Source organism: Arthrobacter sp. A2-55, from assembly GCF_025548615.1.
GTDB classification, from domain to species: Bacteria; Actinomycetota; Actinomycetes; order Actinomycetales; family Micrococcaceae; genus Specibacter; species Specibacter silviterrae.
This window is the reverse complement of sequence record NZ_JAJLOZ010000008.1, coordinates 21,273-35,649: the sequence shown is the minus strand read 5'-3', so window position 1 is coordinate 35,649 and position 14,377 is coordinate 21,273. Positions and strand designations below refer to the sequence as shown.

The following is a 14,377-nucleotide window of genomic DNA, read 5'->3' as shown; positions in this document are numbered from 1 at the left end:
CCTGCCGTGGAGACTATGCCTGGGACGTGGGCATAGCCCAGAGTTCGGCGATGGATGCACGGCGGTGGCGGGTCACCATGAAGACAACGCTGTCGGCAATGTCTTCCGGTTGCAGGGGTTCATGGATTGCGTCCACGTTCGTGGCGTTGAGACTCTCGCGGATCTCCTCCGTGTTGTGGGAGATGAGTTCCGTGGCGACTGCACCTGGTTCGAGCACACCAATGCGCACGTTCTTCTTGGTGACTTCCTGGCGCAGTGACTCGCTGAAGCCGTTGACCCCGAACTTGGTCATGTTGTAGACGCCGAAGTTCTTGGTGGCAATCCTACCGGCTTGGGAGGAGATGTTGACGATGTCGGCGACCTCGCGCGGTCCGTCCTGTGCGGCGGCTAAGAGGTGCGGCAGCGCCGCGTGTGTCATGTAGAGCAGGGCTTTCTGGTTGATGGCGATCATCCGCTCCCACGCGTCAATGTCCGCGTCCAAGATCGGGCTTATCAGCATCAGGCCCGCATTGTTGATCAGGATGTCGATCCTTCCAAAGCGGTTAACAACGGTCGCTATCGATTGCTCGGCCTGTGCGCGGTCGGTAATGTCAGCTTCGATGGCGAAGGCCTTGCCACCGGAGGTTTCAATGTCCAAAACCAGGGAGTCGAGCCGGCCCTTTCTGCGGGCTATCACGACAACGGTTGCGCCTTGTTGGGCGAGGCTGCGGGCGGTGGCAGCACCGATACCACTACTGGCGCCGGTGATGACGGCAATGGTTCCGGAAAGTGGAGAATTCACGTGTGGGATGTCCTTTGGTTCTTGGTATGGTGCAGGTTCGGCCGCTGGCGGCTTGCCACTCTGGACCGAACGGGCAGGTGTTACTAGTGCTCGACGGTCATTTCCACCTTGCCCGGGAGGTCGTTGGATACTTCCAGATCTGAGGTGACCTCTCCCCTTTTTGATCGGGGTGATCGGCGACCCGTCAGTGGCAGCCTCGGCGGCAGGTGCGGAGCAAACGGTGAGGGCGATCCCGGCCGCGGTGGCGGCGAGGGTGATGAGGGACAGCGCTCTTTTTCATCCCGCCCTAGGCGTTTTCGATGCCCATGGCCGATGAGAGGTCGCGATGGGCATCGACCTGGGCCAGCAGCAACGCAGCCTTTTCCTCGACGCCCGTGACGACATCCGCCCCGGCAACAAAACGTAGCGGCGGGGTATCAAGCGCGGCCAAGGTGACAAGAGCCGCACCAAGCTTGGCGGGATCCCCGCCCTGTTTCCCATTCATCCCCTTCCATGCGGCGATGGTCGCGGTGGTGCGGTCCTTGTAGTCCTCAATGGAGAGTTCCGGCCAGATCGAGGACGCACCCTCGACCAGTAGCTCGGTGCGGAAGAAGCCGGGTTCCACCGTCGTGGTGTGGATGCCGAAGGGCTCAAGATCGTAGCGCAGGGACTCCATCCAGCCTTCAAGGGCGAATTTCGAAGCGGCGTAGGCGGCACAGAATTCCTGGCCAATGAGCCCGGCTGCCGAGGTGATGGTGAAAATGTGTCCGCTGCGCTGGGCGCGCATGACCGGCAGAATGGCGCGGGTGACATTCAGCGGACCGAAGAAGTTGGTTTCCATCTGCAGGCGCATCTGGCGATCGCTGATTTCCTCGAAGTAGCCAGCGTAGAAGTTGCCAGCGTTGTTCACCAGCACGTCGATGCTTCCAAAGCGTTCGACGGCTGCCTGGGCGGCGGCGACCGAGGCTGCTTCATCGGTGACGTCCAGCGAGAGGGCCAAAAGGTTTTCATGTTTGCCCAGGGCCGCGGTGACCTTGAAGGCGTCGCGGGCAGTGCCCACCACGCGATGACCCGCCTGCAATGCGGCCTTGGCCAGATCGACGCCCAGCAGCGAATGCCTCACCGCTGTCCGACGGCGCGTCCGCGGCATGGCTGGGATCCGAGGCCGCGGCCGGGATCCTGGGGATGGACCCGCTGGCCAGGATCGCCGGGCGCGGTGCGGCCGGGGTGGACCCGCAGTTCTTCGGTTACGGACCCGTCGAGGCCGCGAACCGGGCGCTGGCAAAGGCGGGAATCGGCTGGGACCAGGTGGGTGCCGTCGAACTTAATGAGGCATTCGCCGCTCAGTCACTGGCCTGCATCGATGCTTGGGACATCGACCCGGGAATCGTGAACCAGCACGGCGGCGCCATCGCCATGGGCCACCCGCTGGGCGCCTCCGGCACCCGACTGCTGGGCACCCTGGCCCGCAGCCTGCAGACCAGCGGCGAACGGTGGGGCGTGGCCGCAATCTGCATCGGCGTGGGGCAGGGCCTGGCCGTTGTGCTCGAAAACGTCACCTCGAACAAGTAAGGAAGAAAATGCCCATCATTGCAAGTTCCGCGGCCGAGGCCGTCGCCGGCATCCGGGACAACTCCACCGTGCTGATCGGCGGCTTCGGCAACGCCGGGCAGCCCATGGAACTGATCAATGCCCTGCTCGACGGCGGCGCCACGGGCCTGACAGTTGTCAACAACAATGCCGGGCAGGCCGACGCGGGCCTGGCCCTGCTCATCAAGGAACGCCGGGTCCGCAAGATCATCTGCTCCTTCCCGCGGCAGTCCGACTCCTGGCACTTCGACGCCGCGTACCGGGCAGGCGAGATTGAACTGGAGCTGGTCCCGCAAGGCAACCTTGCCGAGCGAATCAGGGCCGCGGGGGCCGGGATCGGCGGGTTCTTTACGCCCACCGGCTACGGCACGATGCTCGCGAAGGGCCGGGAAACCCGGATGATCGACGGCCGCGGCCACGTGTTCGAAACCCCCATCCACGCCGACTACGCGCTCATCAAGGCGCTGACGGCGGACCGGGCCGGGAACCTGGTGTACCGCAAGACCGCACGCAACTTCGGCCCCATCATGGCCACCGCGGCCAAGGAAAGCATCGTCCAGGTCGGCAACATTGTCGAGACAGGCGAACTCGATCCGGAAAACGTGATCACACCCGGCATCTATGTCAACACGATCGTAGCGATCAACGCCACCACGCCGGCACCGGCAGAACATGGGGTCAAGTAATGAGCACGCAAGAAAACAGCACCCGGCTTGGCCGGGAGGAACTGGCCGCGCTGGTAGCCGCCGACATCAAGGCCGGCTCCTTCGTCAACCTTGGCATTGGCCAGCCCACCCTGGTCTCGAACTTCCTGCGCCCGGAACAAGCCGTCACGCTGCACACCGAAAACGGCATGCTCGGCATGGGCCCGGAAGCTCACGGGGACGACATCGACGATGACCTGATCAACGCGGGCAAGATCCCCGTCACGGAACTGCCCGGCGCGTCCTACTTCCACCACGCCGATTCCTTCGCCATGATGCGCGGGGGCCATCTTGATGTCTGTGTTCTGGGCGCCTTCCAGGTTTCGGCGACCGGCGACCTCGCGAACTGGCACACCGGGGCACCCGACGCGATTCCCGCAGTCGGCGGTGCCATGGACCTGGCCACCGGCGCCAAGGAGGTCTACGTCATGATGAGCCTGTTCGCCAAGGACGGCACCTCAAAACTCGTCGAGGCATGCACCTACCCGCTCACCGGTGTCGGCTGCGTCACCCGCATCTACACCAACGACGCCGTCTTCCTCATCACCGCCGACGGCGTGCGCGTGCGCGAAACCTTCGGCACCACGGTGGCGGAACTGCAGGAACGCATTGCCGTGCCCCTCGAAGCGGCCATCCTCGGATGATCGAGGAACAGTCCGCCCAGCCCGTCGCCAGTGACCAGTATGTACAGTCGCTGGCCCGCGGACTGTCAGTCATCCGGGCCTTTGACGCGGACCATCCGGCCATGACCCTGACCGAGGTGGCCCAACGCACGGATTTGAGCCGGGCCACCTCCCGCCGCTTCCTGCACACACTGGTGGAGCTGGGCTACGTCCGCACGGACGGCCGGGCCTTCTCCCTGACCCAGGACTCTAGACATGGTGGGCGTGGGGCTTTCGTAGTTTGTTGAGTTGCCGCGGTTCTTACTATGGCTCGGGCTGTTAATTCCATCCATTTTGTGAGATAATAAAGGTGTGATGATTTCTTGTTGGGGTGGGTGAAACAATGGTTTCAATGACTATCCAATCCGCCCTTCCCATACTGCCGGATCTCGGCGCTGTCCTGATGGGCGAGCGTGCCGCTCTGCTGGAAAGCGCCTCTGGCGGCAAGGTCTTCATTAACGGGCAGCTGGCCTATGTATGGGCCGCCGGCCAGGACGGGATTCGCCGCTTGGCTGCCTCACAACTGGTTGATACCGGAGCCGCCCAGGTCAATGAAGTCGCCGCGGCTTTCGGTGTAAATACGGAGTCGGTCCGGCGCTGGCGCAAGTCCCTTGAAGACGCAGGCCTGATGGGGTTGGCACCGGTAAAGAAGGGCCCCAAGCGCCCATCCCTGCTCACGGAAGCGAAAGCGGCCCAGATTCGTGCTGTTCGTGCCGGTGGTGCGAGCCTGCGGGCCACCGCTGAAGCGACCGGAGTTTCAACTGACACGGTTCGGCGCGCCATGGCCATGACACCCGCGACAGAAACACCGGCCGCCAATGCTGCCCACGATTCCGTGGCACCCGTTGAATCAACGGAAGAACGTGCACTGCCGCTCTTTCCAGCCCCCGTGGCCCGCACTGCCGAGCGTGCCGCTGCCGGGTTCCTTGAATGCGCAGCCCCGGTGTTTTCCCCAGCCGCACACGTTCGCCATGCCGGACTGTTTCTGGCATTCCCCGCACTGGAAACCACCGGCCTCCTCGCCTGCGCGAAGGAAGTGTACGGAGCGCTACCGAATGGTTTCTACGGCCTCGAAACAATCCTGATCGATGCCGTGCTGCGGGCACTGGCCGGAGAAGCCCGGGCCGAAGGCGCCACCCGCTTCGACCCGCAAGAGCTTGGTCGAGTGTTGGGGTTGGATCGGGCCCCGGAAGTAAAAACCATCCGCCGCCGGATCAGCCAACTCGCCGAGACGGGCAAAGCCGGAGAACTGATCGCCGCCCTGGCCAAACACCACCTAGCCGGCACCGGCCCAGGCGGGGAAGACCTTGCCGCGATTCTCTATGTTGACGGGCATGTGCGCGCCTACCAAGGCACGAAAAAGATCGGCAAACTCTACTCCACGAGGTTGAAGTTCCCGGTCCCGGCGACCGAAGAAACCTGGGTCACCGACGCCCACGGCGCCCCAGTCTTCGTTGTCATGGCCGCACCGGGTGCGTCCCTGGCCGCGGAACTCCGCGACCTCCTACCGGAACTGCGCACAGCTGTCGGGGACGACCGCCGCGTGTTGGTCGGCTTCGATAGGGGTGGCTGGTCACCGGCGTTGTTCAAGCACATGGATGCGGCTGGTTTTGACGTCCTGACCTGGCGCAAAGGCACCACCGAGGACATCACCGAAGAGCACTTCAAAGAGGTCACCCACACCGACGAACACGGCCAGGAACGGGTCTGGTCAGTGGCCGACACGCTCGTTGACCTGCCCCTGAACACGACGAAGAAAACGGGGGAAGTCTTCAGCATCCGGCAGGTCAGCCGGACCGTGGGCACCACCGGTGGCGGCACGAGGCAAATCCACATCCTCACCACCGACCGAACCATGAGTGCCGGGGAGCTCGTGTATCGCATGGGCAATAGGTGGCGACAGGAAAACCAGTTCCGCTACGCCCGCATGCACTTCGAGCTCGATTCCCACGACTCCTACGCCAGCACCGATGACGATCAGGATCGGATGGTGCCGAACCCTGCCAAGGCCAAGGCGTACCAAAAAGTCGTCGCCGCCCGCAATGCCCATGCCGAGGCCGCCGCCATCGCCGATATCAATCTGATGGCGCTGAAAACTCCGGCGGAAGGATCCAATGAACTGACTGTCACGGTCACCAGCGCCATGCACAACCAGGCCATGGCACCGCTCTGGGAAGCAGAGAACGCGCTAATCGTTGAGGAGAGGGCCCACAAAGCCATTCCAGCAAAACTTCGGCTCGGGGAGCTGAATCCGGGGCAGCAAGTTCTGGATACCGAGGTGAAACTGATCCATACCGGCATCCGGATGGCCGCCTACAACACCGCGATGACGATCGCGAGGGAGATCCGCACCAACACCGGCTACAAACGCGCTAACCAGGAAGCCCACGCCCTCATGCGACAGATGTTCAACCAGACCGGCGACATCGACACCACCGGTCTTGGGCATCTGACAATCACCCTGGACCCGCTACCCACCAAAGCCAAAACAGAGGCAGCCGCCGAACTCTGCGCCCACCTCACCAACACCAAAACCCGCTACCCCGGCACCGAGCTAATCCTGCGCTACAAAATCAAGAACAACGCCTAAAACCCCACAGCAATTACCTCGCCATAACCGGAGCCCTGTGACCCCGTCCGTACTGCAATTGGGGTATTCCTACCTGTCCGCGCTCTCACTCCCCCAGCTGGCGCAGCCCCACCTGCAGGCGCTCTCCGCCTTGCTGGGGGAATCGACGTCGGCAGCCGTGCTCGACGGCGGCGACATCAGTTATGTGGCGAGGGTCGCGGCCCGGCGCATCATGAGTGTCGGTATCACCGTGGGCACCAGGTTCCCGGCCCACGCAACCTCGATGGGGCGTGTGCTGCTGGCCGGACTGCCACCAGCCCAGCTTGACGAGTACTTTGCCGTCCACCCGGTCACGCCCATGACGCCTAAAGCCGTGGGGTCGGAGCCGGAACTGCGGCAGGTGCTGGCCGGCGTACGGGACCAAGGGTGGTGCCTGCTGGACCAGGAACTGGAGGTGGGCCTGATGTCCATGGCCGCCCCGGTACGCGGCGCCGGCGGTGAGGTCACAGCCGCAGTCAACGTTTCCCTGCAGGCTCAAGCCGTGGATGGGCAGGACGATCCGGAGGCGTTTCTGGACACTGTGCGCGAGCAGCTGCTGCACACGGCCGCCCTGATCTCCGCCGATCTCGCCGCCGGACGATAGCCGACGCGCCGTGCAGCCGTCACGCCTGCGCGGCGCTGACCGGCCACCAGGTTGGCGGGCGTTGGACAGTCATTCCGTGATCGCCACGTGTTGACCAAGATCGTGTTCAGGATTCATCTGGCCGACTTCACTGTGGAGGCTTAGTCCCCCGGCAAGATGCCGATCGGTGGTTTGGAAAGCCGCCGTAGTCCCTTGTGGACACGGCCGCTTCGTCTTTTTGCAGTCTGTGCATCATTTCGAGACCAGTAGTGCCCCGTAGAGTGGTGTAACACCCGGCGGTGACCGGTGGCCCTGGAAACGGGGGCGGTCACCGTGGGTCCTTCGAGGAAACTCTCACATCCCACTCGAAAGGACATCTCACGATGACCGCTGCTCATATTGTCGACCCTGCAGGCGTACTTACTGAAGTTCTGGGTGATGCGTCACCTGATTTGATGCGTCATCTGCTGCAAACCATGATCAACGCGCTGTTGTCCGCTGACGCGGATGCGGTGGTTGGTGCCGAATGGGGCAAGCCCTCGCCCGAGCGTGTGGCCCAGCGCAATGGCTACCGCCACCGCGAGCTCGACACCCGTGCCGGCACGATCGATGTTGCGATCCCGAAGCTGCGCCAGGGCACGTACTTCCCGGACTGGTTGCTGGAACGGCGCAAGCGTGCCGAGGCGGCCATGATCACTGTTGTCGCTGACTGCTACCTTGCCGGGGTCTCCACCCGCCGCATGGACAAGCTCGTGAAGACCCTGGGCATCCACTCCCTGTCAAAATCCCAGGTTTCCCGCATGGCGGCGGACCTGGATGAGCAGGTCGCCGCGTTCCGCACCCGGCCGCTGGGGGACGCGGGCCCGTTCACGTTCGTTGCCGCGGATGCGCTGACGATGAAGGTCCGTGAGGGCGGGCGAGTGATCAACGCTGTCGTCATGGTCGCCACCGGTGTGAACGCCGACGGGCACCGTGAAGTGCTTGGCGTGCGCGTGGCGACCAGTGAGACCACGGCGGCGTGGAACATGTTCTTTGCCGACCTCGTCGCCCGCGGCCTGACCGGGGTCCTGATGGTCACCTCCGACGCCCACGCCGGCCTGGTCGAGGCCATCGCGGCGAACCTGCCCGGGGCGTCCTGGCAGCGCTGCCGCACCCACTACGCGGCGAACCTGATGGCCGCGACACCGAAGAACCTCTGGCCGGCGGTGAAGGCCATGCTGCACTCGGTCTACGACCAGCCGGACCCTGCCAGTGTGAACGCCCAATTCGACCGGCTCCTGGACTACGTCGAGACGAAACTTCCGGCGGTGTTCGCGCACCTGGACGCTGCCAGGGCGGACATCCTCGCGTTCACCGCGTTCCCCAAGGACGTGTGGCAGCAGGTCTGGTCAAACAACCCCAACGTTATCTCCAGTCCTCTGCGCCGTGTGTTTGATGTCTGGCAGGGGCGTTCTGGTCGTTGTGTTCGCCGTGGTGGACATGGTTATCTCCGGTGTATCCATTACGGAACAGGCTGGAGGGCCAATGTTGGTGCAGAGAGTGATCATCCCGGAGTCACGGGTCGAGTCATGGACGGTGCTCGGGGACGATGATGTCCCGGTTGCGCCGTTGGAAAGCTATCTGGCTTTTCTGAGCGCGGTCGATCGATCGCCAAACACGGTGAAGGCCTATGCCCACGATTTGAAAGATTTCTTCGTCTTCCTCGGCTGCCGGGGCCTGGATTGGCGCCGCGTCACTTTGGAGGACGTTGGCGGGTTTGTGGGGTGGCTCCGGCTGCCGCCGGCAGGGCGCACTGGGCAGGTGGCTGTGCTGCCCGTGACTGCCCCGCAGGTCGGACCGGGCACGATCAATCGGAAGCTTTCTGCGGTGAGCTCGTTTTACCAGCATCAGACGCGACATGGGGTGGAACTGGGGGATCTGCTGGTGAGGTGGGCGGCTCCGGGCGGCAGGTCGGGGTGGAAGCCGTTCTTGCACCACATCAGCAAGGGGCGCCCTCAACAGCGGCGGGCCATCACGTTGAAGGCCCCGGGCAAACTGCCCCGGGTATTGACAGTCGAGGAGGCCCAATCCATTCTGGACGCGTGCACCCGGTTAAGGGACCGGTTGTTGTTTGCGGTGCTTTTTGACACTGGAATGCGCATCGGCGAGGTGCTGGGGCTGCGCCATGATGACCTGGCGGTGGCCGAGCGTGAAGTCCGTATTGTTGCGCGTATCAATGAGAACGGGGCCCGGGCCAAGGCCGGGCGGTCCCGGACTGTCCCGGTCGGTGCGCAGTTGTTGCGCCTGTATTCGGACTACCTGCATGTTGAATACGGCGATCTGGACAACGATTACGTCTTCGTCAATCTCTGGGGCGGCAGGATCGGCCACGCGATGTCCTACCGGACTGTTTATGATCTGGTCGGGCGGTTGCGGCGCCGGACCGGGCTGGACTTCGACCCGCACTGGTTCAGGCATACCGCCGCGACGCGGATGCTGCGGGACTCGGTGCCGCTGGAGGTTGTCTCAACCCTTCTGGGGCATGCCTCGGTCACCACGACGATAGACATCTATGGCCACCTCACTGCCGAGGATGCCCGGAGGGTGTTGGAGAAGGCCGGCTGGTTTGCGGGCGCCGGGGTGATCCTGTGAGCTCCGTGGCCCGGGCGGCTGGGCGCGGGGTGATCGGACCGGGGCTTCTGGAAAAGTTGATGGGCGTCGTGACCGGTGAATTCCGCTCCGTGACCCTGGTCTTCGCAGCCGACGATCCGATTTTCGGTTCGGGCCTTTGCCGTGTCGGCGGTTGCACACGTGCGGGGCGTGCGGGTTATGGGCTTTGTTCCGGCCACCACGGGCGGTGGCAGAAGGCCGGGCGGCCGGAGTTGGAGGGCTTCGTCGCCGCGACCGACCCACGGTGGCGCCGGCAGCAGCCGAACATGGCCTGCCGGGTCGGCGGTTGCGGTTATGGTTCGGCGCGGTCTGGGATGTGTGCCTTGCATGCCCAGCGGTGGGAACGCAGCGGCCGGCCCGGATTGGGCGCCTGGCTGGGAAGCGCGCCGGCGGTCAAGCAGCCCGAGGCCGGTGCCGTCTGCGCCGTCGCGCACTGTGATCTGTGGCCCCAGGCGGCAGGACCGTTATGCCTTGCCCATAATGCCACGTGGCGGGCCAACGGACGGCCCGATCTGGAAACTTTCCTCGGCAGGTTCAACCCGGCCGGGGTGCTCGAAGAACAGGTGGTCAGGCTGGACGGGCTGGCGCCGCAGCTCACACTCGAGCTCCAGTACGCGCTGCAGTGCAGGCGTGGTGACCGCAGCACCAAAACACCCCCTGTCGTGGTGATGCAGGTCGTGAGGTTTCTCCGTGACACGGAGGCATCCTCATTGCTGGAACGCAGCGAAGAGCACTGGCGGACCAGCATCGGCCGGCCTTCCCCGAAGGACTCCAATCCCCGTGCCCTGCTGCTCTACGCCCGCCGCCGGATCGAGGATCTTGCCCAGCCAGCAGGCTGGGAAGGCGAATACGACAGGGACATCTGGCAGCTTCGCCGGCTCGGCTTCGATGGCAACAACACCTTGAAATTCGACACGATACCGCAGCCCTGGCTACGGGGACTGGCCAAGCGGTGGGTGCGCTGGCAGCTCTCCACCGGCCTGGTGCTGGAAACCGTCCGTCGCGGCCTGCGCTCCTTGAGCCGGTTCGCACTCTTCTGCCATCGGCGAGGCGTTACGGCGCTGGCCGGCGTTGACCGGACGCTGCTCGAACACTACCTGGCCGACCTTCAGTCCGAGCTGGCCGGCCGGCAACGCCACGGTGACCACATCAGCCAGCTCAACACCTTCCTCACAGCCATCCGTACCCAGTCATGGGACGCGACACTGCCGGCCACGGCGATGCTGTTCAGCACTGACTATCCCCAACGGCCCGACCGGCCACCGCGGGCCTTGGCTGAACAGGTCATGGCCCAGATCGAACATAAGGATAATCTTCGCCGTTTCGACGACGACGCGCACCGGCTGGCAACCATGATCCTGATCCGCTGCGGCCTGCGAGTGAACGACGCTCTGCGGCTGGAACACGATTGCATCGTCCTCGACGCGGACCAGGCACCATACCTGCGCTATTTCAACCACAAGATGAAACGCGAGGCACTGGTACCGATCGACGAGGAACTCCGTGCCCTGATCACCGCCCGCCAGGCGATCCTCGGGCCCTCGCCGCTGCTCTTCCCGAGACTGACGAAGAACCCGGACGGGCTCGCGCCGATGGGCAGCAGCACCTACAGGGGCGCCCTCTACCGGTGGCTGGAGCGCTGCGAGATCCGCGACGAACACGGCCGGCCGGTGCATCTGACCCCGCACCAATGGCGGCACACCCTGGGCACCCGCCTCATCAACAAGGACGTCCCCCAGGAAGTCGTACGACGCCTCCTCGACCACGACTCCCCACAAATGACCGCCCACTACGCCCGCCTTCACGACACCACCATCCGCCGCCATTGGGAGAACGCCCGAAAGGTCGACATCAGCGGCACCACTGTCGTGCTGGACCCGGCGAGCACACTGGCCGAGGCGGCCTGGGCCAAGCAGCGGCTGGGCAGGGTCACCCAGGCACTGCCCAACGGCTTCTGCGGCCTCCCAGTGCAAAAGACCTGCCCGCACGCAAACGCCTGCCTGACCTGCCCGATGTTCATCACCACCGGCGAGTACCTACCCCAACACCGCGAACACCGCACCCAGGTGCTGCAAATCATCAGTGCCGCCGAAGCCCGGGGCCAGACCCGGCTGGCCGAGATGAACCGGCAGGTCGCCGAAAACCTCGACACCATCATCGGCACCCTCGAGGACGATGCCCTCCAGTCCGACGGGACAGCCGATGCCCGCTGAAAACTCCGGGCACCTTGCCGCCACCGCCCGCCGCCGCCACGAACTGGCCCGTTCCAAAACGATCCGAACGCTACGGGAACTCGACAAGTCCGGCGCCCCCGTCTCGTTCGAGGCCGTCGCCCGCCACGCCGGGGTATCCCGGGCCTTCCTCTACACCCAACCCGATCTCCGCGCAGAAATCGAAAGGCTCCGCGACGCCACCGGGCGCGCACCCGCCCCCGCCATCCCCACCCGCCAGCGCGCCTCCGACGCTTCGCTGCTGGCCCGGCTGCAGGCAGCCAACGACCGAGTACGCACGCTCACCGAGGAAAACAACAAACTCCGGCACCGGCTCGCCCACGCCCTCGGTGACCAGCGGGCAAAGCAGGGCGGCCAAGGTACCGGATCAGGCCATGGACATCACGGATGAACAACAATCTGACGCCGACGAACCAGTTTCAAATGCCTCAAGCAGTCACGTCAAAGACACCGTCCACAACATAAAAGCCCAGTTCAGAGGCATGTCCGACGCCCAGACTGGAGATAACCAACGAGCGGCTCAACAAGGAAATACGCCGCCGCACCGACGTCGTTGGGATCTTCCCCAACCGTGACGCGATCATCCGCCTCGTCGGGGCCGTGCTGGCCGAGCAAAGCGATGAATGGGCCGAAGGACGGCGCTACTTCGGCCTTGAAGTCCTTGCCCGCTGCCGGCTCACCGCACTGGATCCCGGCGACACCGAACACCACACCGACCTGCCCGCACTCGAGACCATGGAGATCGCCGCATGAACACCACCGATCCCGCATCACAACGCGAACACGACCTCGCGCTCCTCGCCGCCGGATACGACACCGGCTGGTGGGACGAACACGGCCGCCCCGCCCCCTGGCCCGAAGACTTCTGGCTCCCCGACGGCACCATCCACCCCGACTGGCAACCCACCGGCAACAACCCAAGGCAAGACACCGAACCAGCAAAGCCGTCCGAGAACTACAACTTCTAACCCCTCAACAACCTCGAAGCATCACAAAACGGCTACACCACTCCACGGGACTTGACCTCGAGACCAATGCAGGCCAGACAGTACCGCTCAAAGCATTCCCGGAGGAAGAGAGTCGGTTCGCTGCCCAATGATGCTGCGGGATGAACCTTCTTTACACATTATTTGCAGGCGCCTCCTCAATTAGCTCGAGGGCTCTGCGCCGCGATTTTCTTGGCCATGGCCTCAATTCCCGCCCGGAACACAAAAAGGCCTCTGAACTGCGGGTTTACTCTTCTTGTCCGGGTGCGCCGAGGCGCCAGATCACGTTCTATTCACGTTATTGAACGAAAAGTTGATCACATTTCTGAAATTTTCGGGGTCTATTTCGAATCCATCTGAGGTCACGACTTTCAATCCGCGCGCATAAAAGTGGTGGAAATCCGGGGCTCATCCAGGCACGAACGACCTGCGACCCTGACTGCCAATAATTGGCCCTCCGATCGCCCTGCTCACGGAACTGGCGACCGCCGGTTACCAAAGAAATTCCCTCAAGACCGTAAACAGCCCGGCGTGGCGGATCCGATCTTCAAGCTCTCGTAATTCGGCAGAATTGCCCTAAACCACCATCCCAACGGCCGGCTGCGGCAGGTCCATTCCAACGCGGCGAGTACCTTGCAGTCGGCCAGACGCCGAACCCGTAAGCCGTTTTCTCACCGGTCAGACTCGCCCTGACCAGCAGCTTTGAATTGGCGCCATATTTTGTGTCCTGTTTAGCCTGTCCGGTAACTTGTCCGGTGGGCGACAAACGATGCGGTTCTTGCCACGGTTTCAGTCAGGAGTTCGGCACGGCAAGACTGCTTGGGGCTCTGTATGCGCAGGCGATGGCGATTCCTCACCTGCGTTTTCAATCATTTAGGCGATTTGGATGCGTTCGTCCCCGAGCTCGACCTCGATGCGCAACGTGCCTCCGATCGCTTCAACATATTTGCGTAGCGTGTCGACTTGGGCGCGGTCAATGTCACCGTGTTCGATCCGCGAAACCCGGTTCTGGGTAACGTTCAGACGACCAGCCAGCTGTACCTGAGTCAGCTCGGACGCCTCACGCAGTTCACGCAGACGGTAAGCACGAACCTCATCAAGCATCCGCTGCTTATGCCCCTCCACGACCGCCCGGCCGACCGGACGCTTCGCCAGCATCTCCTCAATGGACATAGCCATCACGACTCTCCTTTCAAAGTCTTCAAATGATCATCGAACAAGTCATCAGCTATCGGAATATTTTTCGTGTACCACTTAGACCAGTTTCCAGCCTTGTCCCTCGCCACCAGCAAAATCGCCTGACGCCGCGGATCAAAGGCAAACAACACCCGCAGCTCCGACCGCCCACTGGACCCTGGCCGCAGTTCCTTCATGTTCTTGTGCCGCGACCGAACAACGGTGTCCACCAAGGGCCGGCCAAGCTGCGGCCCGCGCTCGGCCAACAACTCCAGGGCAGCAACCACTTGCGCATAGGAGTCGTCATCCAGACCGAACAACCATGCTTCAACCAAACCCGCATCGATGTTCCACATTACCACCAGAATACAACACTTAGGTCATATAACTCAAGGGGTGTATCAAGGCCCGCCCTCCGACAGGCTTTC

General features: G+C 63.4%; 11 protein-coding genes and 6 pseudogenes. 13 read left to right on the top strand and 4 right to left on the bottom strand.

Features of this window, described 5'->3' with window-relative positions:
• Window positions 1-13: 13 nt before the first annotated feature.
• The gene (locus tag LPN03_RS04050) at window positions 14-781 is read right to left on the bottom strand and encodes an SDR family NAD(P)-dependent oxidoreductase (protein WP_262453215.1); all 768 of its coding nucleotides are present in this window, start codon (window positions 779-781) and stop codon (window positions 14-16) included.
• A 286-nt stretch (window positions 782-1,067) separates the two neighbouring features.
• Entirely contained in the window at window positions 1,068-1,910 is an 843-nt protein-coding gene (locus LPN03_RS04045; RefSeq protein ID WP_262453214.1) for an SDR family NAD(P)-dependent oxidoreductase, read from the bottom strand.
• Here LPN03_RS04045 and LPN03_RS04040 point away from each other — a divergent pair.
• The 13 genes and pseudogenes from LPN03_RS04040 to LPN03_RS03985 all read left to right on the top strand — a co-directional run.
• A pseudogene (locus tag LPN03_RS04040) lies at window positions 1,868-2,332 on the top strand (3-oxoadipyl-CoA thiolase); the annotation flags it as partial. The gene LPN03_RS04045 and the pseudogene LPN03_RS04040 overlap by 43 nt on opposite strands.
• 8 nt (window positions 2,333-2,340) lie before the next feature.
• Complete coding sequence (locus LPN03_RS04035; RefSeq protein ID WP_262453213.1) at window positions 2,341-3,036, top strand: 3-oxoacid CoA-transferase subunit A; 696 nt, start codon at window positions 2,341-2,343, stop codon at window positions 3,034-3,036.
• On the top strand, window positions 3,036-3,698 hold the full coding sequence (locus tag LPN03_RS04030) for a 3-oxoacid CoA-transferase subunit B (RefSeq protein ID WP_262453212.1): 663 nt from the start codon (window positions 3,036-3,038) through the stop codon (window positions 3,696-3,698). Before LPN03_RS04035 ends, LPN03_RS04030 begins: the two co-directional genes overlap by 1 nt.
• A pseudogene (locus tag LPN03_RS04025) lies at window positions 3,695-3,919 on the top strand (helix-turn-helix domain-containing protein); the annotation flags it as partial. The gene LPN03_RS04030 and the pseudogene LPN03_RS04025, both read left to right, overlap by 4 nt.
• A 140-nt stretch (window positions 3,920-4,059) precedes the next feature.
• Window positions 4,060-4,365, top strand: a pseudogene (locus tag LPN03_RS20880) (helix-turn-helix domain-containing protein); the annotation flags it as partial.
• Window positions 4,366-4,605: 240 nt separating this feature from the next.
• On the top strand, window positions 4,606-6,306 hold the full coding sequence (locus LPN03_RS04020; RefSeq protein ID WP_262453211.1) for a putative transposase: 1,701 nt from the start codon (window positions 4,606-4,608) through the stop codon (window positions 6,304-6,306).
• Window positions 6,307-6,343: 37 nt separating this feature from the next.
• Window positions 6,344-6,928 (top strand): annotated as a pseudogene (locus LPN03_RS04015) (IclR family transcriptional regulator C-terminal domain-containing protein); the annotation flags it as partial.
• A gap of 362 nt (window positions 6,929-7,290) precedes the next feature.
• A pseudogene (locus LPN03_RS04010) lies at window positions 7,291-8,307 on the top strand (IS256 family transposase); the annotation flags it as partial.
• Between the two features lie 139 nt (window positions 8,308-8,446).
• Window positions 8,447-9,538 (top strand): site-specific integrase, encoded by a 1,092-nt coding sequence (locus LPN03_RS04005; protein WP_262453210.1) that lies wholly within the window; start codon window positions 8,447-8,449, stop codon window positions 9,536-9,538.
• A 59-nt stretch (window positions 9,539-9,597) separates the two neighbouring features.
• Window positions 9,598-11,769 carry a tyrosine-type recombinase/integrase gene (locus LPN03_RS04000; protein WP_262453209.1) on the top strand — a complete coding sequence of 724 codons (2,172 nt, stop codon included), beginning with the start codon at window positions 9,598-9,600 and terminating at the stop codon, window positions 11,767-11,769.
• Entirely contained in the window at window positions 11,759-12,178 is a 420-nt protein-coding gene (locus tag LPN03_RS03995; RefSeq protein WP_262453208.1) for a DUF6262 family protein, read from the top strand. Before LPN03_RS04000 ends, LPN03_RS03995 begins: the two co-directional genes overlap by 11 nt.
• A gap of 122 nt (window positions 12,179-12,300) precedes the next feature.
• Window positions 12,301-12,540: pseudogene (locus LPN03_RS03990) on the top strand (transposase); the annotation flags it as partial.
• A complete protein-coding gene (locus tag LPN03_RS03985) occupies window positions 12,537-12,755 on the top strand; it encodes a hypothetical protein (RefSeq protein WP_262453207.1) in 219 nt (72 codons plus the stop codon). The pseudogene LPN03_RS03990 and the gene LPN03_RS03985, both read left to right, overlap by 4 nt.
• A gap of 891 nt (window positions 12,756-13,646) precedes the next feature.
• Here LPN03_RS03985 and LPN03_RS03980 read toward each other — a convergent pair.
• Together LPN03_RS03980 and LPN03_RS03975 are read right to left on the bottom strand one after the other, a co-directional pair.
• Window positions 13,647-13,952 (bottom strand): helix-turn-helix domain-containing protein, encoded by a 306-nt coding sequence (locus tag LPN03_RS03980; protein WP_262453206.1) that lies wholly within the window; start codon window positions 13,950-13,952, stop codon window positions 13,647-13,649.
• Window positions 13,952-14,305 (bottom strand): type II toxin-antitoxin system RelE/ParE family toxin, encoded by a 354-nt coding sequence (locus LPN03_RS03975; protein ID WP_262453205.1) that lies wholly within the window; start codon window positions 14,303-14,305, stop codon window positions 13,952-13,954. The genes LPN03_RS03980 and LPN03_RS03975 overlap by 1 nt, the downstream gene beginning before the upstream one ends.
• Window positions 14,306-14,377: the final 72 nt, after the last annotated feature.

Excerpts from the sequence above, each read along its gene's own strand:
- LPN03_RS03975 (WP_262453205.1), bottom strand. The coding sequence starts at position 14,305 with ATGTGGAACATCGATGCGGGTTTGGTTGAAGCATGGTTGTTCGGTCTG.
- LPN03_RS04035 (WP_262453213.1), top strand. The coding sequence starts at position 2,341 with ATGCCCATCATTGCAAGTTCCGCGGCCGAGGCCGTCGCCGGCATCCGG.
- LPN03_RS03980 (WP_262453206.1), bottom strand. The coding sequence starts at position 13,952 with ATGGCTATGTCCATTGAGGAGATGCTGGCGAAGCGTCCGGTCGGCCGG.
- LPN03_RS04030 (WP_262453212.1), top strand. The coding sequence starts at position 3,036 with ATGAGCACGCAAGAAAACAGCACCCGGCTTGGCCGGGAGGAACTGGCC.
- LPN03_RS03985 (WP_262453207.1), top strand. The coding sequence starts at position 12,537 with ATGAACACCACCGATCCCGCATCACAACGCGAACACGACCTCGCGCTC.
- LPN03_RS04000 (WP_262453209.1), top strand. The coding sequence starts at position 9,598 with ATGGGCGTCGTGACCGGTGAATTCCGCTCCGTGACCCTGGTCTTCGCA.
- LPN03_RS03995 (WP_262453208.1), top strand. The coding sequence starts at position 11,759 with ATGCCCGCTGAAAACTCCGGGCACCTTGCCGCCACCGCCCGCCGCCGC.
- LPN03_RS04045 (WP_262453214.1), bottom strand. The coding sequence starts at position 1,910 with ATGCCGCGGACGCGCCGTCGGACAGCGGTGAGGCATTCGCTGCTGGGC.